This is a genomic window from Acinetobacter sp. YH12112 (assembly GCF_013418945.1).
Classification (GTDB): Bacteria; Pseudomonadota; Gammaproteobacteria; order Pseudomonadales; family Moraxellaceae; genus Acinetobacter; species Acinetobacter indicus.
The window spans coordinates 54,211-75,525 of sequence record NZ_VPBA01000012.1; the positions used below are offsets into that span (position 1 = coordinate 54,211).

19 protein-coding genes are annotated in these 21,315 nt (G+C 44.8%); 6 read left to right on the plus strand and 13 right to left on the minus strand.

Going from position 1 to position 21,315, the window contains the following annotated elements; all coding sequences use genetic code 11:
- Window position 1: 1 nt before the first annotated feature.
- The 9 genes from FTU50_RS06400 to rimO all read right to left on the minus strand — a co-directional run bounded on the left by FTU50_RS06400 (window position 2) and on the right by rimO (window position 9,983).
- Entirely contained in the window at window positions 2-499 is a 498-nt protein-coding gene (locus FTU50_RS06400) for an OmpH family outer membrane protein (protein ID WP_180045882.1), read from the minus strand.
- A gap of 42 nt (window positions 500-541) precedes the next feature.
- Window positions 542-3,043 (minus strand): outer membrane protein assembly factor BamA, encoded by a 2,502-nt coding sequence (gene bamA / locus FTU50_RS06405; protein WP_180054400.1) that lies wholly within the window; start codon window positions 3,041-3,043, stop codon window positions 542-544.
- Window positions 3,044-3,085: 42 nt separating this feature from the next.
- Window positions 3,086-4,441 carry an RIP metalloprotease RseP gene (gene rseP / locus FTU50_RS06410; RefSeq protein ID WP_163141956.1) on the minus strand — a complete coding sequence of 452 codons (1,356 nt, stop codon included), beginning with the start codon at window positions 4,439-4,441 and terminating at the stop codon, window positions 3,086-3,088.
- Window positions 4,442-4,444: 3 nt separating this feature from the next.
- Window positions 4,445-5,641 carry a 1-deoxy-D-xylulose-5-phosphate reductoisomerase gene (gene ispC / locus FTU50_RS06415; protein ID WP_005177604.1) on the minus strand — a complete coding sequence of 399 codons (1,197 nt, stop codon included), beginning with the start codon at window positions 5,639-5,641 and terminating at the stop codon, window positions 4,445-4,447.
- Entirely contained in the window at window positions 5,642-6,466 is an 825-nt protein-coding gene (locus FTU50_RS06420) for a phosphatidate cytidylyltransferase (protein WP_180054402.1), read from the minus strand.
- A gap of 3 nt (window positions 6,467-6,469) precedes the next feature.
- Window positions 6,470-7,222: a polyprenyl diphosphate synthase gene (gene uppS / locus FTU50_RS06425; protein ID WP_005177599.1), complete on the minus strand. Its 753-nt coding sequence runs from the start codon at window positions 7,220-7,222 to the stop codon at window positions 6,470-6,472.
- 6 nt (window positions 7,223-7,228) lie between these two features.
- Window positions 7,229-7,783 carry a ribosome recycling factor gene (gene frr / locus FTU50_RS06430; protein ID WP_005177597.1) on the minus strand — a complete coding sequence of 185 codons (555 nt, stop codon included), beginning with the start codon at window positions 7,781-7,783 and terminating at the stop codon, window positions 7,229-7,231.
- Between the two features lie 79 nt (window positions 7,784-7,862).
- Window positions 7,863-8,591 carry a UMP kinase gene (gene pyrH, locus FTU50_RS06435; RefSeq protein WP_005177594.1) on the minus strand — a complete coding sequence of 243 codons (729 nt, stop codon included), beginning with the start codon at window positions 8,589-8,591 and terminating at the stop codon, window positions 7,863-7,865.
- A gap of 48 nt (window positions 8,592-8,639) precedes the next feature.
- Complete coding sequence (gene rimO / locus FTU50_RS06440; protein ID WP_005177586.1) at window positions 8,640-9,983, minus strand: 30S ribosomal protein S12 methylthiotransferase RimO; 1,344 nt, start codon at window positions 9,981-9,983, stop codon at window positions 8,640-8,642.
- A gap of 350 nt (window positions 9,984-10,333) precedes the next feature.
- Between rimO and glnL the strand changes: the two genes are divergently transcribed.
- Window positions 10,334-11,443, plus strand: coding sequence for a nitrogen regulation protein NR(II) (gene glnL / locus FTU50_RS06445; protein ID WP_016658204.1), 1,110 nt, complete (start codon window positions 10,334-10,336; stop codon window positions 11,441-11,443).
- Window positions 11,430-12,905, plus strand: coding sequence for a nitrogen regulation protein NR(I) (gene glnG, locus FTU50_RS06450; RefSeq protein WP_180054404.1), 1,476 nt, complete (start codon window positions 11,430-11,432; stop codon window positions 12,903-12,905). Before glnL ends, glnG begins: the two co-directional genes overlap by 14 nt.
- A gap of 51 nt (window positions 12,906-12,956) precedes the next feature.
- Here the strand turns inward: glnG and FTU50_RS06455 are convergent, their stop codons facing one another.
- The gene (locus tag FTU50_RS06455) at window positions 12,957-13,292 is read right to left on the minus strand and encodes a hypothetical protein (protein WP_005177579.1); all 336 of its coding nucleotides are present in this window, start codon (window positions 13,290-13,292) and stop codon (window positions 12,957-12,959) included.
- A 176-nt stretch (window positions 13,293-13,468) separates the two neighbouring features.
- Here FTU50_RS06455 and FTU50_RS06460 point away from each other — a divergent pair, with 176 nt between their 5' ends.
- Window positions 13,469-14,368: a LysR family transcriptional regulator gene (locus FTU50_RS06460; protein ID WP_016658206.1), complete on the plus strand. Its 900-nt coding sequence runs from the start codon at window positions 13,469-13,471 to the stop codon at window positions 14,366-14,368.
- A 173-nt stretch (window positions 14,369-14,541) separates the two neighbouring features.
- Here the strand turns inward: FTU50_RS06460 and map are convergent, their stop codons facing one another.
- Complete coding sequence (map, locus tag FTU50_RS06465) at window positions 14,542-15,336, minus strand: type I methionyl aminopeptidase (RefSeq protein WP_016658207.1); 795 nt, start codon at window positions 15,334-15,336, stop codon at window positions 14,542-14,544.
- Between the two features lie 343 nt (window positions 15,337-15,679).
- Here map and brnQ point away from each other — a divergent pair, with 343 nt between their 5' ends.
- Together brnQ and FTU50_RS06475 are read left to right on the plus strand one after the other, a co-directional pair.
- The gene (gene brnQ, locus FTU50_RS06470; RefSeq protein WP_180054406.1) at window positions 15,680-16,972 is read left to right on the plus strand and encodes a branched-chain amino acid transport system II carrier protein; all 1,293 of its coding nucleotides are present in this window, start codon (window positions 15,680-15,682) and stop codon (window positions 16,970-16,972) included.
- A gap of 489 nt (window positions 16,973-17,461) precedes the next feature.
- On the plus strand, window positions 17,462-17,707 hold the full coding sequence (locus FTU50_RS06475; protein WP_016658209.1) for a hypothetical protein: 246 nt from the start codon (window positions 17,462-17,464) through the stop codon (window positions 17,705-17,707).
- An 85-nt stretch (window positions 17,708-17,792) separates the two neighbouring features.
- Here the strand turns inward: FTU50_RS06475 and FTU50_RS06480 are convergent, their stop codons facing one another.
- On the minus strand, window positions 17,793-18,254 hold the full coding sequence (locus tag FTU50_RS06480; protein WP_005177567.1) for a hypothetical protein: 462 nt from the start codon (window positions 18,252-18,254) through the stop codon (window positions 17,793-17,795).
- Window positions 18,255-18,371: 117 nt separating this feature from the next.
- Here FTU50_RS06480 and FTU50_RS06485 point away from each other — a divergent pair, with 117 nt between their 5' ends.
- Window positions 18,372-19,229 carry an alpha/beta fold hydrolase gene (locus FTU50_RS06485; RefSeq protein ID WP_180054408.1) on the plus strand — a complete coding sequence of 286 codons (858 nt, stop codon included), beginning with the start codon at window positions 18,372-18,374 and terminating at the stop codon, window positions 19,227-19,229.
- 99 nt (window positions 19,230-19,328) lie between these two features.
- Here FTU50_RS06485 and FTU50_RS06490 read toward each other — a convergent pair whose 3' ends face one another.
- Window positions 19,329-20,849, minus strand: a complete 1,521-nt coding sequence (locus tag FTU50_RS06490; RefSeq protein ID WP_180045890.1) for a transporter associated domain-containing protein — start codon at window positions 20,847-20,849, stop codon at window positions 19,329-19,331.
- Window positions 20,850-21,315: the final 466 nt, after the last annotated feature.

Genomic DNA, 21,315 nt, shown 5'->3' on the forward strand with positions numbered 1-21,315 from the left:
ATTACTTGATTGCATTAACCTTTTGAATCATTTTATCAGTTAAATCATACTTAGGGTCATAGGCAAGTGCTGAGTTTTTGTTCAAAACCACATCTAAATTATTTTCTTTACGCAATTGTTCTGCTGCCTGCTTGATACGCTGCTCAAAATTGTCATTCATTTTTTGCAGATCAGCCTGCACTTTGGTCTGCAAACCTTGCTGTAAAGTATTAAATTCTTTTAACTTGGCCTGATACTGCGCCGATAATTTCTGTTTATCGGCTTCAGATAAATTTGCTGACTGCTGAGCACGTTGCTGTAACGTTTCCAGCTCTTTACCCAGCTGTTCAAGTTTAGTGGTTTGAGGTTTAAGCGATTGTTGCAATGCACTATTTTGCTGTTTTAAATAGCTGCTGCTTTCAACCACACGCTCTAAGCTGACCACACCATAACCTGCCGCCTGTGCCGCTGCGGCACAGGACAGTGTGAAACCTAAAACCGCCAGTTGTATCTTCTTCATCTTGATCTATCCCTATTTCAAGCATCCATGAACAGACCGTACTTAGAACGTACGGCCAATTTCAAACTGGATATTCTTGGTTTCATCACCTGGTTTTTCATTCAGCGGATATGCATAACTTAAGGACAATGGGCCAATCATGGTAATCCAGGTAAAGCCTACACCGACGCTATAACGCATATTGCCAAAGTCAAAGCCAAAGTTATCTTCACAGTACTGTTTACTACTTACTGAATCCCCATTTACGAAAATATCGTTATTAGAAACATTACATTGAGTATCGAATACTTGTGCACCTTCAGCAAAAATCACCGGACGAACCTGACGTGCCCAGTCCCCTTTAAATGGTACCGGCAAAGCCAGTTCAGTACCAAACTGTACTAAAGCATTACCACCCACTTCTTCTGGAGATGGATCAGTCTTTCCAATATCAGAGAAATAAACACCTGGATATTTTGGTCCTAAGGTACTGTTGTCATAACCACGTACCGAACCATAACCACCGGCATAGAAGTTCTTATAGAATGGTAAGTCATTACCATAACCCACCTTACCATAACCACGCAGCACAAAATCTTTACCCAGCGGATAATAGGCCTGCGCATCATAGGTAACTTTTTGATATTCCACATCACTGCCTGGTAAGGCAATTTCTGCATTCACCCGATGCGACATCCCCGTTGTTGGGAAAATCGGACGGTTAAGGGTATTATATGACCAACCTAAATTTAGGTTATAAGTCAGGAAGTCACCCTTAAACTCTCGACCATATGGGATGGTTTTAACTAGAGTTCCTTTTTCATCCACACACTCCCCATCTGCATTGATATTTGCTGGACAATGATCGCCTCTTTGTGTTTCTCGACCACCATGGCTTTCTAAATAATCTGCCACATAAGTCGATACATAAGGACCAGTTGTCACTTCAGTATTATCAATATTTAAGCCCGCACTAATGCTCTGGTTTTCATCAATTGGATAACCAAAGTTAATTCCGCCACCAAAACTGTCGGTCACATAGTTGTTAACGTTATAGTCATCATCCAGTTTGGTTTTACGGTAGTACATATTATAACCGCGACGTACACCATCAATGGTAAAGTACGGATCGGTTACGCTTAGGTTATAGTAGTCTTGTGTTTCAGAACGCGACAGGTCAATCGACACGGCATTACCGGTGCCCAAGAAGTTGGTCTGGCTTAAACCGGCCTGGAAAGTTACACCGCCACTTTGCGAGAAACCCACCGCCAAGGTACTGGTACCAGAATGCTGTTCTTCCACCGCAACGTTAAGATCAACCTGATCCGGTACATTCGGAACACGCACCGGTTTAATATCCACGGTTTTAAAGAAACCAGTACGTTCTAAACGGACTTTAGACAGATCAATTTTTTCGTTACTGGCCAATGCACCTTCCATCTGGCGCATTTCACGACGTAGCACTTCATCGGCAGTTTTGGTGTTACCACTGAAGTTAATGCGGCGTACTGTGACTTGCTGACCCGGGTTGATGTAATAGTTCAGATCAACCTGTTTGGTTTCTTCATTAATTTGTGGCACCACATTCACTTCTGCATAGTAATAACCGGCATTACCATACTTGCGAAGCAGCAGCTGCTTAACCGCATTGACCTTTTCTTGCGAATAGGTTTCACCATCTTTATAGATTTGCAGCGCTTTTAATTCTTCTGGTGCATATAAAGCATCGCCCAGGAATTTGGTTTGACCAAATTTGAACTGCTCACCTTCATCAATCGACACTTCAATGAAGATGTGCTGCTTGTCTTCACTTAAGTTCAGGCTGGAGTTATTGATATTAAAGTTGATATAACCACGGTTTAAATACAGCGCACGTAAAGCTTCCAAGCTTGCTGCCATTTTTTCACGCGCATAACGGTCATTACGTGAAATCACAGAAGCCCAGCCACTTTCTTTGACTGCAAAGGCCTGTTTAATTTCGCTGTCTTTAAAGACGGTATTGCCAATGATATTAATATCAAAAACTTTGGCCGCTTTACCTTCAATAAACTCGATGGTCAGATCGACGCGGTTATTCGGACGTTCTGTGGTAATGACTTTGACATCGGCATCATAACGGCCTTGCTGCATGTATTGCTGTTCAAGTTCCGATTCTAGTGTTTGCAAAGCAGACTTTTTCAGCACTTCACCTTCAGCCACACCCATTTTCTTTAAGCCTTCTTCAAGGGCTTCTTTTGGAATTAATTTATTGCCTTTAAATTCGACTTTCGAAATGATCGGACGTTCCACCACCTGAAATACCAAGGTATCGCCTTGCTGGGCAGCTTTAATATCATCGAATAAACCTGTGGCATACAGGCTGCGAATTGCATTTGCAATGGTGGCATCGTTGACACGATCACCACTATTTACAGGAATCATTCCATAAACATTGGCTGGCGTTAAACGAACAAGTCCGTCAATTTGTATATCTCTTACGATAAATTCATCTGCTGCATATACTTGTTGTACTGCTGCCATAGCACTAACCAGTGCCAGAGGCATAAATAAATGTGTGTGCTGCATGCCAGTCTTTTCCAATGTTAAATTTATTGCCTATCCACGTTGTTATAAACGCATAAAATCATTAAATAATGCCAGAAGCATCATGCTACCGAGCAATACCATACCAATTTTTAAACCAACTAATTGTATTTGTTCAGAAACAGGTTTACCACGAATTAGTTCTATAAAATAATAAACCAAATGTCCACCATCCAGCATTGGAATTGGCAGTAAATTTAGAATACCCAAGCTTACACTCATTAGGGCCATAAACGAAATAAAAGTTTGCCAGCCCATTTCAGCGCTTTGTCCTGCCACCTTGGCAATGGTAATCGGGCCAGACAGGTTATCTAAACCAATCAGACCACGCACCATTTTGACGATGGAGTTCAAAATCATCGAAGAGATTTGACCGGTTTTATCGACCGCCATCATTAAGGCTTCTGTAGGACTATATTGAATGGTTTGTTTATATTCTTCAGGAATTGTTATTTTTCCAGGGTCACTTTGTACACCTAACATACCGGTGGTGTTGCCCATATTGTCGCGTTTGGCCTGCGGCATAATTTCCAGCTGTACCCGCTGATCTTGACGCAACACGTCAATCTTCAACAGTTTCTCTGGCGATGCCTGTACCACTTGTACCACATCGTACCAGTCTTTCATGACAACACCGTCAATCGCCAAAATCTGGTCACCTTCTTTCATCCCTTGACGAATGGCCGCACCATCTTCACTCAGTTTGCTGACCACCGCTGGAATATTCGGACGATATGGCGTGAAACCCAGTACCTCAAGCGGTGACTGAGATTGATCTTTCAAGAAATCTTGAATCGGTAATTGAAAGTTTTGGAGCTGGCCATCACGGTTGGCCTGAATATGAATGGTGCCTGTTTCACCGGCACGATCGACCAAAGCAAAATTCAGTTTTTCCCAGGTGCTAACCTGGGTACCATCGACTGCGGTAATCCGGTCACCCGGCTGCATATTCACTTCAGCCGCAGGCGTTTGTGGCAAGACTTTCCCAACACGGGTATTCAGCTGTTCCTGAGACGGTAAAAACAGAATCCAGAACAGTACAATCGCAAAAACCAGATTAATTAAAGGACCTGCCGCGACAATCGCGATCCGTTTCCACGGATGCTGACGGTTAAAAGCAAAAGGCAGATCTTTTTCTGCCACATTGCCCTCACGTTCATCCAGCATTTTGACATAGCCGCCCAAAGGCAAAGCCGAGAGCTGATACTGAATACCTGATTTCTTCGAGGTCCATTTCAGCACTGTCGGGCCAAAACCAATAGAATAAACCAGGACTTTGACCCCCAGTTTGCGTGCAACAAAGTAGTGCCCAAATTCATGAATTGCAATTAACGGCCCCAACAAAAGAATGGCCGCAACAATAATAAATAAGGCACTCATGTCTTAGCTTCCTGTCTGAATCACACACTGCTGTGCAAAAGCACGGGCATTCTGGTCTGCCTGAAGAATGGTTTCAATTGAATCTGCGGCGCGATTGGCCAGATGATTCAGGGTCTGTTCAACAATTTCTGGAATCTGGGTAAACCCAAGCTGGTTTTGCAAGAAAGATGCCACTGCAATTTCATTGGCCGCATTTAGCAAGGTCGGTGCAATACCACCTGCCTGCATGGCCTGACGTGCCAGCTTTAAGGCCGGGAAACGCGTGGTGTCCGGTGCCTGAAAATTCAGCTGTGAATGGATAAATAAATCCAGCGGCGGAACATGCGTCTGCAGACGTTCCGGCCAGGCCAACGCATGCGCAATTGGCGTACACATATCCGGATTACCCATTTGCGCCAAAGTTGTTCCATCGACATATTGAACCATGGAGTGAATAATACTCTGTGGATGCACCACCACTGTAACAAATTGTTCTTTTACTGCGAACAAATGGCAGGCTTCAATCAGCTCCAGACCCTTGTTCATCAGGGTGGCGGAATCGACGGAAATTTTTTGACCCATAGACCAATTGGGATGTTTACAGGCTTGCGCCGGGGTCACACTGTGTAACTGTTCCAGACTATGATTTAAAAATGGCCCACCCGATGCGGTCAGCAGAATCTGCTGCACACCCAGTTTTGGTTGACCATTACGCTCGACCTCAAAATAGTTTTGCGGCAGGCACTGGAAAATTGCATTGTGTTCGGAATCGACCGGCAATAATAAAGCGCCATGATCACGCGCTGCCTGCATCATCAGGTCACCGGACATCACCAGGGCTTCTTTATTGGCCAGTAGCACGCGCTTACCGGCCTGCACTGCGGCCAACGTTGGCATTAAACCTGCGGCACCAACAATTGCCGCCATCACCACATCCACTTCAGGATGTGAAGCCACAGCTATTAAACCAGCTTCATCACAGAGGATTTCAATATCGGCAAGATTGGCCTGCTGTAACAGCTGTCTTAAGGAATCGACCTGTGCAGCAGGTACCACGGCCACTTTGGGATGAAACTGTTTGCATATTTCAACCAGCTCAGCAATACGACTGTGAGCCGTTACGGCATATACCGAATATTTTTCAGGATGTTGTTGCAGTATTTTTAAGGTGCTTTGACCAATTGAACCTGTAACACCCAATATACAAACAGCTTGTAACATCTATAAATCTACGCCAATAAGTTTCAGTACATACATGCTTGCAGCAAAGATTGGAGCCGCTGCGAGCAAGGAGTCAATGCGGTCCAGCACTCCACCATGTCCTGGCAGAATACGACCAGAGTCTTTAATTCCGGCACGGCGTTTGATCATGGATTCAAACAGATCGCCCAGTACCGAACTAAACACGGTTATCATGGACAGAATCAGGAATAAAATATGTTGGGTCAGGCTTAAGTCCAGATAGACAATTTCTACAAACAGCACAATCAGGATGGCGGTAAACACGCCACCATATAAACCTTCCACCGATTTGTTTGGACTGACATGTGGTGCCAGTTTCTTTTTACCAAACTTGCGTCCGACAAAATAAGCGCCAGAATCTGCACCCCAAACCAGCAGGAACAGATACATCAGCCACCACGGTGAATGGGTCCAGACCACATAAATGGCAGTCACGGCGGCAGAAATGAGCACAAAGCCAATAAAGTTCAGGCTTGGATTGTACCAGCCATCATATTCAGGATAGGATTTCACCCAATACAGGCTGAGCAGCCAGGTTAAAATCGAGGCTGACCACAGCAATAACGTAATATCACTAAAATATAAAGCAAGCGCGGAAAGAGCGGCGGTCACCAGACCATAACCCCAAGCCATGGGCTTGATGACATATTTTGTTGTTCTTGGCATGAGTTTGAACCACTCATAGCCCGCAACCCCTGCTGCAAAAATCATCAGCACAAACATTGGATAATGGGACTGAGTTGCAAACATACAGCTCAGCACCACAGCGACCAATACCAATGCGGTAATTATCCGCTCTAACATGTATTAATTCTCAAGTTTCTCTTGTTGGATTTGCTCTGAAGTTTTTCCAAAGCGACGTTCGCGTCCTGCAAACACATGAAACGCATCATCCAGCTCTTCCACACTAAACTCTGGCCACAAGGTCGGAGTAAAGTACAGTTCGGCATACGCGGCCTGCCAAAGCAAGAAATTGGACAGCCGATAATCACCACCCGTACGGATCAACAGGTCCACAGGCGGTAAATCGCCCAGGCACACATATTGACCGAACAGCGTGCTATCAATCTGCTCCAGCGCGACTTTATTGGCCAGCACATCAGCCGCAATCTGTTTGGCTGCTTCTGCCATATCCCACATGCCACCATAACTGATGGCAATGGTTAAAGTCATGCTACTGAACTTAGCAGTCCTTTGTTCAGCATGCAACATCAAGTCACGAAGATGTGGGGATAAACGGCTGCGATCGCCAATAAAACGCAAGGCAATCTGGTATTTTTCCATGCGCGGCATTTGCTCATGAATCGTGTCTTCCAGCAATTGCATGAGTAAATCAACTTCATATTGCGGACGATTCCAGTTTTCACTTGAAAATGCAAAAACGGTGAGTGCCTGAATGTGTTTGCTGCGACAATAGTCAACAATCGGATCTAGAATATTTTTACCTTCACGGTGACCGTCGCCTTTTTGCAATTGATTTTTCTTGGCAAAACGGTTGTTGCCATCCATGATGATGGCAACATGTTTTGGAAGCGTCTGACAGTCTTCAGAGGTGGTCATCGACAATTAGACCTTCATCAACTCAGCTTCTTTAGCAGCCAAACGCTTGTCGACTTCAGCAACATATTTGTCGGTGATTTTCTGGATATCATCACCTGCACGACGTTCATCATCTTCAGAAATTTCTTTTTCTTTCAACAATGCTTTGATATCGCCCAAGACGTCACGACGGATGTTACGAATCGCCACTTTGGCATTTTCCGCTTCAGAACGCGCAACTTTCTGCATGTCTTTACGGGTTTCTTCGGTTAAAGCTGGTAGCGGCACACGAATCGAATCAGCGGTAATCGGGTTCAGACCGAGGTCAGACTCACGAATCGCCTTGTCAATTGCAGACACCATGGTACGTTCAAATGGCTGTACGATTAGAGTACGTGAATCTTCAACACCCACGTTCGCCACCTGGTTTAACGGCACATCTGAGCCATAGTAAGGAACCATCACACCGTTTAAGATTGATGGATGGGCACGGCCGGTACGAACTTTGGCAAAACCTTGCTCCAAAGACTCCAAAGTCTTTTGCATACGCTGTTCGCTGTCTTTTTTAAGATCGTTAATCATATGATCTTCCTTACTTAATTCTTAAAGATGTAATTACTAAAATAGCGTGTAGTATAAAGAGCTTTCAGGCCCACGTACATTAGTTCGTAACGTGAGTTCCTTCTTTTTCACCCATAACCACTGAAAGTAAAGCACCGGCTTTATTCATATCGAATACCTGTAACGGTACATTGTGGTCACGGCATAAGCAGATTGCGGTTAAATCCATCACGCCGAGCTTTTCATCTAACACCTGATCGAACGTCAGGGTGTCATATTTCACCGCATCTTCGTATTTGCTAGGATCTTTGTTATAAACGCCATCTACCTTGGTGGCTTTCAGAATCAGATTGGCTTCAATTTCAATACCACGCAAGCAGGCTGCCGTATCTGTGGTAAAGAACGGGTTACCTGTACCGGCAACGAATACGCACACTTCACCTTGAGTTAAGTGGCGAATTGCATCACGGCTTGAATAAGATTCTACAACGGTACCAATTGGCAGTGCTGAAAGCAGACGTGTTTTAATGTTACGGCGTACTAAAGCATCACGCATGGCCAGACCGTTCATCACAGTCGCCAGCATACCCATCTGGTCACCAGTCACACGACCGACCAGACCGTCTTTTTGTAACTGGCTGCCACGGTACAGGTTACCGCCACCAACCACGATACCCACTTGCACACCCAGACCGACTAGGTGCGCAATTGCCAAAGACATCTGATCAAGGATTTGGGCATCAATCCCCATATCCTTGTTACCCGCCAGTGCCTCGCCTGAAAGCTTCAGCAAAATACGTTCATAACGTGGCTTTTTAGAATCCAACATCATCAAACTCCAAAGTATTTAATTTAAATTTTTTCTGTATATCAGTACTTAAGCAGATTTGATCGCAATCAGCTTGGCAAATAAATCGTATTCATCTGCATCGGTAATTTCGACTTCAAGCAAATCGCCTGCTTTAATTTTTGACTTGTCGATATCTTCAACAAACACGTTACCATCAATTTCAGGTGCATCTGCATAAGAACGCGCAACGGCAACCGGGAATTCTTCTTCCAGATCATCCACCAGCACAGTCATGGTCTGACCAATACGTTTTTGCAGTTTTGCGGCTGAAATTTCCTGCTGCACCTGCATGAAACGTTCATAACGTTCCTGCTTGATTTCTTCCGGCACATGGTCTGGCAGATCATTCGCGGTTGCACCTTCAACCGGTGAATAAGTGAAGCAACCGACACGATCCAGCTGCGCTTCTTTCAACCAGTCCAGCAACATCTGGAAGTCTTCTTCAGTTTCACCCGGGAAGCCAACCACGAAGGTGGAACGAATCACCAGATCCGGACATTTTTCACGCCATACATTTAAGCGCTCTAGTGTATTTTCACTGTGCGCCGGACGTTTCATCAGTTTCAGGATTTTCGGACTGGCATGCTGGAATGGAATATCCAGATACGGCAAGATTTTACCTTGCGCCATCAGGTCAATCACAGCATCGACGTGCGGATAAGGATAGACATAATGCAAACGGACCCAGATACCCAGCTGGCCCAGGGCTTCACACATGTCATAGAATTTGGTTTTAACCGGCTGGCCGTTCCAGAAATCTAGCTTGTATTTGGTATCCACACCATAAGCTGAAGTATCTTGAGAAATGACCAGAACTTCTTTTACACCAGCACGTTTCAGCGCTGCGGCTTCTTCCAGAACAGAACCGACCGGACGGGAAACTAAATCACCACGCATGCTCGGGATGATACAAAAAGTACAACGGTGGTTACAGCCTTCTGATATTTTCAGGTAAGCATAATGTTTCGGGGTTAAACGGATCCCCTGTTCTGGCACCAGATCAATAAACGGATTGTGCTTTGGTGGCTCCGGCACATACTGATGCACGGCATCCATAACTTCTTCATAGGCTGCTGCACCAGTCACTTTTAAGACATTCGGATGCATTTGACGAATCTTGTCTTCGTCTTTACCTAAACAGCCAGTCACAATGACGCGACCATTGGCATTCATGGCTTCGCCAATAGCGTCTAAAGACTCTTGTACTGCAGATTCAATAAAACCACAGGTGTTAACCACGACTAAATCAGCACCGTCATAATCCGATGCGACATCATAACCTTCAGTCTTTAACTGAGTTAAAATTCGTTCAGAATCTACCAATGCCTTAGGACAACCTAAAGAAACAAAACCGACTTTGGGGGACTTCATGAATCTGCGCTCCACTAGAATGCGCGTATTGTATGACTTTTCTGGCCATAAAAATAGAGAAATAGCCCACTCTTTGCATAATGCACCAAAATACAACCACTAAAGCCGGCTTATACACAATATTGCACCATTTTGATTCACTTTTGGTTTACAGCACTGGCGTTATCCGCTATACCTGAATCAACCCGTCCATTTCAGCGCATTTTTCTCATAAATTGGCTTGATTTACAGGAATTTGAACAAAGTTGGCGTGCATTTTGCTTAATTTGCATCATTAACGTTCTTAATTCAGAAACCTATTGCTTTATGAAGATGCCATTGCGCTATTTTAATACAGGATGCCACCGCTAATGGATCAAAGCCCGGCTATCGACTATCGCCTTTTAGTGGACAATTTGACCACTGCCATTTTACTGGTTGACAGCAACCTGAATATTTTTTACCTCAATTCCTCTTGTGAGGCGCTGTTTGATATCAGTTTATTGCGTGCTGCCGGACAGCCGGTAATGAATTTACTGCATCTCCCGACCGATGAATTTAATACCTACGAAGCGCTACAAAATACCTTAAGCACCGGACAGCCTTATACCCGCCGTGAAGCTACCATTAATGTCAACTTTAAAGACATTCATGTCGATTACACCGCTTCGCAGCTGAATGCCGGCAAAAGCTATCATCCTTTATTGCTGATTGAACTGAATCCGATTGACCGGATGCTGAAAATTTCCAAAGAAGAAAATCTGATTCAACAGCATCAGGTGGCGCGGCAACTGGTGCGCGGCGTGGCGCATGAAATTAAAAACCCGCTGGCCGGGATTCGCGGTGCAACCCAGCTACTGGCGCGCAGTCTGAATGACTCTCAATATGCAGAGTTTACCGACATTATTATTAATGAAGTCGATCGGCTCAGAAATCTGGCCGATACCATGCTCGGTTCACGTCAGTTACCAAGCTATGAACTGGTCAATATTCATGAACCATTGGAACGCGTGCGCTCGCTAATTGCCAACCAGACCAAGAAAAAAGTCAAAATCATTCGAGATTATGACCTGTCGTTGCCGGAAGTCATGGCGGATCGTGACCAGCTGATTCAGGTCATGCTGAATATTAGCGTCAATGCGGTACAGGCCATGATGGAAAACAAGGAATTCTTTGCAGAACATCAGCCCGAACTGATTTTAAGAACCCGTATTCAGCGCCTGGTCACCATTAATGGCGTGATTCATCGCTCGGTGGTACGGATTGATATTGAAGACAACGGCCCCGGTGTGCCGGAAGAAATTATTGAATCGGTGTTCTATCCGCTGGTTACGGCGCGCGCCAAAGGCACCGGACTGGGCCTGAGCATCGCACAGAATATTATGCATCAACACAACGGAATGATTGAGTGCCAATCTGTTCCAGGAAAAACAATATTTAGCTTATATATACCTTGGGAGTCTAACCATGTCGCGAAATAAAATTTGGGTAATTGATGATGATCGTGCCATGCGCTGGGTACTGGAAAAAACCTTCAAGGAAGAAGGTTTTGACGTCACCAGTTTTGAAGAAGCCCAATCTGCCCTGGAGCAACTGGGTGTCGATGCACCGGATGTAATTCTGACCGATATCCGTATGCCGGGTATTGATGGCCTGACCTTCCTCGGTAAAGTCAAAGCCAGCTATCCGGATTTACCAGTGATTATTATGACCGCACATTCAGATCTGGAATCTGCAGTGTCGAGCTATCAGACCGGCGCCTTTGAATATCTGCCAAAACCGTTTGATATTGATGAAGCGCTGGCGCTGGTGAATCGTGCCATTTTGCATATCACCAAATTACAGCAACAGGAATCAGCCAAAACTGCACAGCCCATTCAATCGACTGAAATTATTGGTGAATCACCAGCAATGCAGGAAGTATTCCGTGCCATTGGCCGCTTATCGCAATCGCATATTACCGTGTTGATTAATGGTGAATCGGGGACCGGTAAAGAACTGGTGGCGCATGCCCTGCATCGCCATTCACCGCGTAGCAGCAAGCCGTTTATTGCGCTCAACATGGCCGCCATTCCGAAAGACCTGATTGAAACCGAATTATTTGGTCATGAAAAAGGTGCATTTACCGGTGCCAACACCCAGCGCCAGGGCCGTTTTGAACAGGCCAATGGCGGCACCTTGTTCCTGGATGAAATTGGCGATATGCCATTTGAAACCCAGACCCGTTTATTACGTGTTTTAGCCGATGGTGAATTCTACCGTGTTGGTGGCCATATTCCGGTGAAGGTAGATGTGCGTATTGTTGCTGCAACGCACCAAGATCTGGAAAAGCTGGTACACGAAGGCCGTTTCCGTGAAGACTTGTATCACCGTCTGAACGTGATCCGGATTCATATTCCAAAACTGGCGCATCGTAGTGAAGATATTCCAATGCTGGCGCAGCACTTCCTGGCGCGTGCCGGTAAAGAGCTAGGTGTGAGCCCGAAAATCTTGCGTCCGGAAACCCAAGAATATATGCAGCAATTGCCTTGGCAAGGCAACGTTCGTCAACTGGAAAACACCTGCCGCTGGTTAACCGTCATGATTACCGGCCGTGAAGTCTATCCGGAAGATTTACCTTCGGAACTGAAACAGATTCCAATTGAAAAATCAAGCGATGTACCGGCCAATCTGCATTTAGACCGCGTCTCGATCCATCACTGGGATGAGCTGCTGGGTCAATGGGCGGTACAGAAACTGAAAAACGGCGAAATGAAAATTCTGGACATCGCCACACCGATGTTTGAACGCACCCTGATTAATGCCGCGCTGCAACAGACCCGTGGCCGCAAACGCCATGCCGCTGAACTGCTGGGCTGGGGACGTAATACCCTGACCCGCAAGCTGAAAGAACTGGGCATGGACAGTGCTGATGATGATGTCGAGGAAGAAATTGAAGGCTAAACCAGCCTGATCTTTATGATAAAAAATAAGCTCCTTATGGAGCTTATTTTTTTAATTGGATTCCGGCACAGCAATGCCGATATAACGCGATAAATCCTGCACGCCCAAATCGGTGCGAATGATCAGATAATGCGGAAAGCTGGCTGTGGTCAGTTCCTGAAACATATTGAGCTGATCATCATGTGCGTGAATTTCATCGACACTACGCGCCATGGTTGCTTCAAATACATCGGCAATATATTCAAAACCCAAATCCAGCGCCACAAACAGCGTATGCTCACAGGGCTGAATATACTGCTCTTGTGACCAGTCAATAATCGCCTGCTGGCAGCAAGGACAAATCACGTTGGCATCGGCATCGGGCTGTTGAATCAGTTGATAAGACATGTATTGATCATCTCATGGACTTTATCCTTAGTGTAAAGGATTTGTAGCCATAACTTAAGCTCGCCACGCATCACAAAGGCGAAAAGAGACGCTGCAAAAACCGCACAAATCAAATTGACAGCCCAGAACAATCATAATTTAATCTGCTTATCGTTGCATAAATGGAATAACTACACATGCTTTCGGACCTCGATGATTTTTACTGCTTTGCCCAGGTGGTTGAGCATGGCGGTTTTAGCGCCGCAGAACGTGCAACCGATATCCCCAAATCCAAACTGAGCCGCCGTGTGCACAATCTGGAAGAACGTTTGGGCGTGCGCCTGATTCAGCGCAATTCCCGCCATTTTGCCGTAACCGATATTGGCATGAACGTGTATCGACATGCACAGGTGATGGCCAATGCAGCACAGGCAGCGCATGATCTGGTTGATCATCTGAGTATTCAGCCGCGCGGCCTGATTAAAGTTAGCCTGCCGGTCTCCATTGCCCAGAATGAAATGTCCAGAATTCTGCCGGAATTTTTAAAGACCTATCCGGAAATTAAAGTCCAGCTTCTGGTCAGTAACCGCCGGGTTGATCTGATTAATGAAGGGATTGATCTGGCCTTGCGTGTACGCAGCAATCTGGATGATGATCCGAATCTGGTGATTCGTACCTTTGAAACCATTGAACAGCATCTCTTTGCCAGTCAGGCCTATTTAAACCAGCACGGCGACCTGAAACAGCCGGAAGATCTGGCCAAGCATCATATTCTCAGTATGGCTGATGATCATGTCGATCAGCATATTGTGGTCTATGATGAACATCAGCGGCAGAAGAAAATTAAAGTCAACCCGACCGTAATGGGTTCGGATCTGATGCTACAGGCACAACTGGCCCGTCAGGACTGTGGGATTGCCCTGCTCCCGGACAATATTGTGGAACCCTATATTCAGTCAGGCGAACTGGTACGCGTGTTACCAAACTGGCGTGCGCCGCACGGGGTTTTTCATGCCGTGTATCCATCCCGCCGTGGTCTGTTACCGGCGGTACGGGTGTTTATTGATTTTCTAGTGGAAAAACTGTCACAGCGTTAAAGCCAACCATCAAATTTCAGGCAAAAAAAAGCTTATCCAGGGATGGATAAGCTATAAAAACTAGAAACTACAGCAAGAATCTATAAATACATAATATGTACAAAAGACAGCATTAACAAATAGATAATTTATATCACTTAATACTTTTAAAGTATAAATAAGCCGTTTTATAGCTAGATTTCTGGGTATTCTCCAGTACCTTCCGGCCACGGCGACAGCACTTCAAAGCCGGTTTCAGTCACGGCAATCATATGTTCCCACTGTGCAGAAAGTGATTTATCGGTGGTCACGACGGTCCAGCCATCATTGAGCTCTTTGACTCTGGAGCCGCCGGCATTAACCATCGGTTCAATCGTGAACACCATACCTGGCTTGAGTTGTAGCCCCTGACCCGGCTGGCCATAGTGCAGTACACTTGGCTGTTCATGATAAATTTTACCAATACCATGCCCGCAATATTCACGCACCACTTTATAGCCGGCCTGCTGCGCGACAGTTTGAATTGCATGACCAACATCGCCTAAAGTCGCACCCGGTTTCACCGCATGAATCCCTGCGACCATTGCCGCATAGGTGGTTTCCACCAGTCTTTTCGCTTCTGGCTTGATCGTGCCAACGTAATACATGCGACTGGTATCGCCGTAGTAGCCGTCTTTAATTACCGCGACATCAATATTGATAATATCACCATCTTGGAGCACAACCGATGCAGATGGAATACCATGACAAACCACTTCATTCGGTGAAATACAGGTGGTTTTGGTATAACCACAATAGCCGACATTGGCCGGAATCACCTGCAAGGTATTGACAATATAGTCATGGCACAGGTCATCTAGATATTCAGTGGTTACACCCGGCTTGATATGCTCCCCGATCATCGCCAAAACCTGAGCAGCCAAACGACCTGAAACACGTAATTTTTCTAAATCCTGCTCGGTTTTAATCGATACGGCAGACGCTCTCATGCTTAAAATCCCCTATGAAACATTTGCTTAGTATAGTCCTTTTCAGTGACTTTTGTTTGATCACAAGCGGTTCCATCTGCCACAAACCCACTACTGCTTAAATATTCAACAATTAAAAACCTTTATATTTATTGACTGTTTTTTCAAATTTATCTTTTGATATTTAACAGTTTTCATCTTTTAAAAATTAAATCAACGATATAGTTTCACTGATTTTTGACAACCCAATCAATTTCCCACGCCAAGATATAAAAATAATTCATAAGATTTATAAAATAAATTAGCCAAAGCAGTTGCCATGTTCTAGAATCGCTTTCTTTTGTTTAACCGATCTATCTCCCTTATGACGAGTTTACGTACACGGGATATTATTGCCTTAGGTTTAATGACCTTTGCACTATTTATCGGTGCCGGCAATATTATCTTTCCGCCTATTGTTGCACAGCAGGCAGGTGAACACGTTTGGTTAGCAGCTTTCGGCTTTTTAATTACAGCCGTGGGCTTGCCGGTGTTGACCATTATTGCCCTGTCTCGTGTAGAAGGTTCGATCCAGCTTTTAAGTTCGCCACTGGGCAAAGCAGCCAGTCTGATTTTGACCGTGGTGTGTTATTTAGCGGTAGGCCCTTTATTTGCCATTCCCCGTACCGCAACCGTTTCTTATGAAATTGGTTTCTCTTCTTATTTTGGTGCAGCTCCGAGCAGCTTGCTGATTTACAGTCTGATCTACTTTATTGTGGTGACTATTGTTGCGCTGTATCCCAACAAGATTCTGGATACGGTGGGTTATTTCCTGTCGCCCCTGAAAATTTTATCGTTAATTATTCTGGGTTTTGCAGCAACGTTCATTCCCGCGGGTCATATTCCGCCAGCCATTAATAACTATATCAACAGTCCAGTCTCTGAAGGTTTCGTCAATGGTTATTTAACCATGGATACCCTGGGTGCCTTGGTATTTGGTATTGTGATTATTAATGCCATACGTTCGCGTGGGGTCAGCGATAAAAAGCTGATGACCAAATACGCCATGATTGCCGGACTGATCTCTGGTATCGGTTTAACCCTGGTGTATTTAAGCCTGTTCAAACTGGGCTTGGGCAGTCATGAAGTAGCACCGAATGCAGCCAATGGCGCAGTGATCCTGCATGCCTATGTGCAACATGCTTTTGGTGACTTAGGTTCACTATTCTTAAGTGCCATGATTTTCATTGCCTGTATGGTAACCGCGATTGGCCTGACCTGTGCCTGTGCAGAATACTTCTCGCAAATTACCCGCATTAGGTATCGTACTTGGGTATTTGTATTAGTCGGTTTCTCGCTGGTGATTTCCAACCTCGGTCTGACCAAACTGATTGCACTCTCAGTGCCGGTATTAAGTGCGATTTATCCGCCTGCGATTGTAGTGATCTTACTGGGCTTTTTCTGGAAAAACTTCCATTCTCCAGCGCGTGTAATTCGTCCGGTCACCGCAGTAGCCTTATTCTTTGGCGTGATTGATGGCTTAAAAGTGGCGGGGTTAGATGGCTTTTTACCAGAAGCTTTACTGAACTTACCGTTAAGCGCGCAAAACCTGGCCTGGCTGATTCCATCTACCATTGTCCTGCTGATTTGTATTGTGATCGACAAGGTTAAACACTAAGCCTTAACCCGAGTCGTTAAAGTCTGGTTTTACCCAAACCCGATTTTAAGTTGCTCAATAATGGTCAAGTTTTACCCAAACTGACTCTTATTGTGTCACTTTCTTTCAGTCTGGTTTAGCTCAATCTTGCTTAACTTCCAGGTCAATTGAAGTAAGCTCATCCACTTTCGCTTCTCCTCATTCTCTGAAACCCTTCAATTCAGCGCAATGCTGCTCTTTACCCTCTTTTTGCATACCTTCTACCAAAGCCTAATAGCTGCCCTATTGTTAAGCTGGCATAAATAATGCTACATCTTTACTCACTTCTTTACAGTGATGCCCTAATATTCCGTAAATAAATGAACTGAATTTGAGCATTTATTTATACACACTATGTTCTTTCAAAATATTGCGATAGGCGCTTGAAATACACTGCAATTCGCAGTACAACTAAACAAACTAATCCGATCAAAATAGTCTGTTTTTGATCAAAATACAGGAGGGATGGAGATGTTATCATTACATTTCAATAAGCAAGTCTTCATTAACGCTCTGAAGGCAAATAACAATTTAGTAACTTTCCTCAGCACCACCTTTGCACTGCTGCTGACGCTGGTCTTTCAAGGATTGATTCAGGGTAACCTGAAACCGGCATACTTTATCTACGCACTAATCGTCTGTATCGCCTTCTATATTTGGGCTGTGGTCGATGAAAAATATCGACAGCCGGCTCCCATCGATCAGCACAACTCTTAATTTTTAACCGACCCAGATGGATGAGCCTTCATCCATCTGCTCAGAATCAGAAAAATAGCTTTTTATACTGCTTGGCAACACACCCTTAAGCCCATAAATATAATCCCGCACCCACCACCAGTAGCAAGGTGGCCAGCACTTCACCCAGTACCAGCAGTAACATCGCCAGACTCATTAAACTTTTTGGCAGATGCCATTTGCCCAACTGATGCGGAGTTTTAAACTGATTGGTGGTGTCCTTTAAATAACCATGCAGCGCATAGCTCAAGATTGAAAAAGCAAAGAAAAACAGGTTAATTGCCACCAGCAATAAATTCAGCTCTGTTGACCACACCGAAAAATAAGCCATAGCCGCCAGAATCAGACTGGCCGGCGCATAGAGCAAACTGCTACGATGCGCAATATCGACATAATAATGAGCACGCGCCTGCGGTGAATGCCGAATCTGCCAATATTTCCACACCCCAGTCAGCATGCCCACCCATAAAAATATACCGCTGGCCAGAATCGCCCCTTTCACCGCAACATCAAGATCCATTGCATTCATTTCGTTTTGTCCTTATTTGAATTGCCTGTCCACATGACCCCGAAGTCAGAGATTGCAACCGCATTCACAGCAAACTCCTTTACATTAGAGTCATTCACTTTTTTTAATGTTCATCCTATGACTTCGTTTGATCCCGTCCATATCACCTGCGCAGATGGCTATCAGCTGAGTGGCCGCTTCTATACCCATCAGGCTGAAAAGCAGCCTTACCCAGTTCTAATTTGTCCCGCCACCGGTATTACTCAAGGGTTTTATCATCCTTTTGCCGAGTGGTTAAGCCAGCAAGGTTATGACGTGCTCAGTTTTGATTTTCGCGGTATTGGCGGCTCTTTACAAGGGAAATTAAAGCACTCGCAAGCCAGTATTGTCGATTGGGGACAACTGGATATTGCAGCCGGTATCGAGCATCTATTGCAACTGAGCCAGGCCGAACAGGTGATTTTATTGGGACATAGTGCTGGCGGCCAGCTGCTGGGAATTTGTCCCAACCATGCCAAGGTAGCCAAAGTTGTAGCGGTATCGGGTTCGACTGGTCATGTCAAAGGTCTTAAGGGACGCACCAAATTACTGGCGCCGCTGATGTTTCAGGTCATTTTCCCAATTGCTCGTATCACCCATGGATATGGCCCGACCCAGGCTATTGGTATGGGTGAAAATTTACCGAAAAATGTGGCCCGGCAATGGGCAGAGTTTTGCGGCAAACCCGGTTATGTGATCAATGCTATTGGTAAAAGTGTATTTGAAGATTTTCATGCTGACATCCGTAGCCCGATGAGCGTACTCTGGAGTTCCGATGACGAAATTGCCACTGAAGCCAACGTCAAAGATTTACTGCGCCTTTATCCCAATGCTCCTACCCGGATGATTGAACTAAAACCACAGCAGTATGGTCATAAAACAATTGGTCATATGCTGATGTTTAAACGCTCTCACCAGAACCTGTGGCCGGTGATTGCGGCCGAGTTACGTATCTAAAACTGCAACTCTCTTGAAAAAAGATGAGCTTTAAATAAACACCAGAACAGAAAAAGCCCCACATCAGTGAGGCTTTTTTGATTTACCAACTTTTGGCAATTAAGCGTAGGTAATCATCACGGTTTTAATGCGGTTACCTTCCAGCTCGGTGACTTCAAAGTGTACGCCCTGATAGTCCAGATGCGTACCGACTTGTACATCGCCCTGGGTTTTATCCAAGATTAAGCCGGCAACACTAATATAGCCTGCATCTTCTTCCACCAGATCCAGCATACCCAGTTCCAGCTCAAGCTGATAAACGTCCAGCATACCGGTCGCTTTCCAGGTGGTCTCGTTAACACGGATTAAATCTGGCTGTTCATCGGCATCCGGGAACTCACCGGCAATCGCTTCAAACACATCCAGCGGCGAAATCAGACCTTGCACATTACCAAACTCGTCACTCACCAATACCAATGAACCTTTTGAAGTACGCAAAGTATTGATCGCATCAATGACTTTCATTTTTTCAAAAATGTAAATTGGACGGTGACGTTTCACCAGCGCCTTAAAGGCTTCTTCATCATCCAGCACATCCAGTAGCTCTTTGGCACGAACAATACTGATAACTTTGTCGAGGCTACCACGACACACCGGGAATAAACTGTGCGGTACCGACAATACCTGCTCACGAATCTGTTCTTGTGTATCTTCAATGTTCACCCAGGAAATCTGGTTACGCGGCGTCATAATCGACGCAACCGAACGTTCTGCCAGCGTTAATACGCCGCCAATCATATAACGCTCTTCATGCGCAAAGGTTTCTTGTGCTTCGCTTGAATGCATGTCCGTAGTTTCAATACGGCCGCCCATTAACTTCAGAATCGAATCTGCAGTACGGTGACGCAGCGGAATTTTCGCTTCATGTTTTGCCGCATTACGCTGCCCAAACTGGTTAAAGGCTTCAATGGCAATGGCTACACCAATACCTGAATAGATATAACCTTTCGGAATGTGGAAACCAAAACCTTCTGCAATCAGGCTGATACCAATCAACAGCAGGAAGCTTAAACACAGGATTACCACGGTTGGATGACGGTTAACAAAGGCCGTTAACGGTTTAGACGCCAGTAACATCACCGCCATCGCTACAATCATGGCAGCCATCATCACATAGATGTTGTCGACCATACCAATTGCGGTAATGACAGAGTCTAAAGAGAATACGGCATCCAGGATTACGATCTGGGCAACCACTGCGGTGAAGCTGGCATAAACCACATTGGTGGTCACTTTAACTTCCGGCTTGCCTTCCATCTTCTCGTGCAATTCGGTCACGGCCTTATAGACCAAGAACAAACCACCGAACAGGAGAATCAGATCCCGCCCTGAGAATGTTAAATCAAATATCGAAATAAGCGGTTGAGTCAAGGTGACTAACCAAGAGATTGCGAATAATAACCCCAAACGCATGAGCAAGGCCAAAGACAAGCCAATCACACGGGCTTTATCACGCTGCTCAGGAGGTAATTTTTCTGCCAGAATGGCAATAAAGACTAGGTTATCAATACCTAGAACAATTTCTAAAATAATAAGTGTTATTAAACCAACCCAAATTCCCGGATCTAATAAAAACTCCATTAGTTCATCTCTCCGATAGGGTTAGCGTGTAATTCGAAATGTAGACCTGGGCCCGGCGACGGATCCATAAATTTAACCTTTTCAACTGTAGATAAAAACATTATGCATAATCTTCTATTTTTGTAATCATTTTTTCGGAATTTTTTTGGGGTAAATTCCTGTATTGGTTAAATTAAGCCAAGTTTCCTGCTTAAAAAAAGTACAAGTTTGTAATTAAATTTCAGGTTTTATTAAAACTACCACAGAGAGATAAATGACTACAATCAGAGCAAAAATCGGGGCAATATTTCACAACTCAAATATAAATATTTGATTTTTACTATCTTATTAAATAAATCAATTCCAAGATGTTAATTTTCTATCTCAAGGACTCAAATTTCTAGTACTGAAATAAATGCAGCCCAGTTTTCAATTTGTTACTTTTACTTAAACGGCTTGAAAATAAGTCCTGAAGAAAGATAAGCAA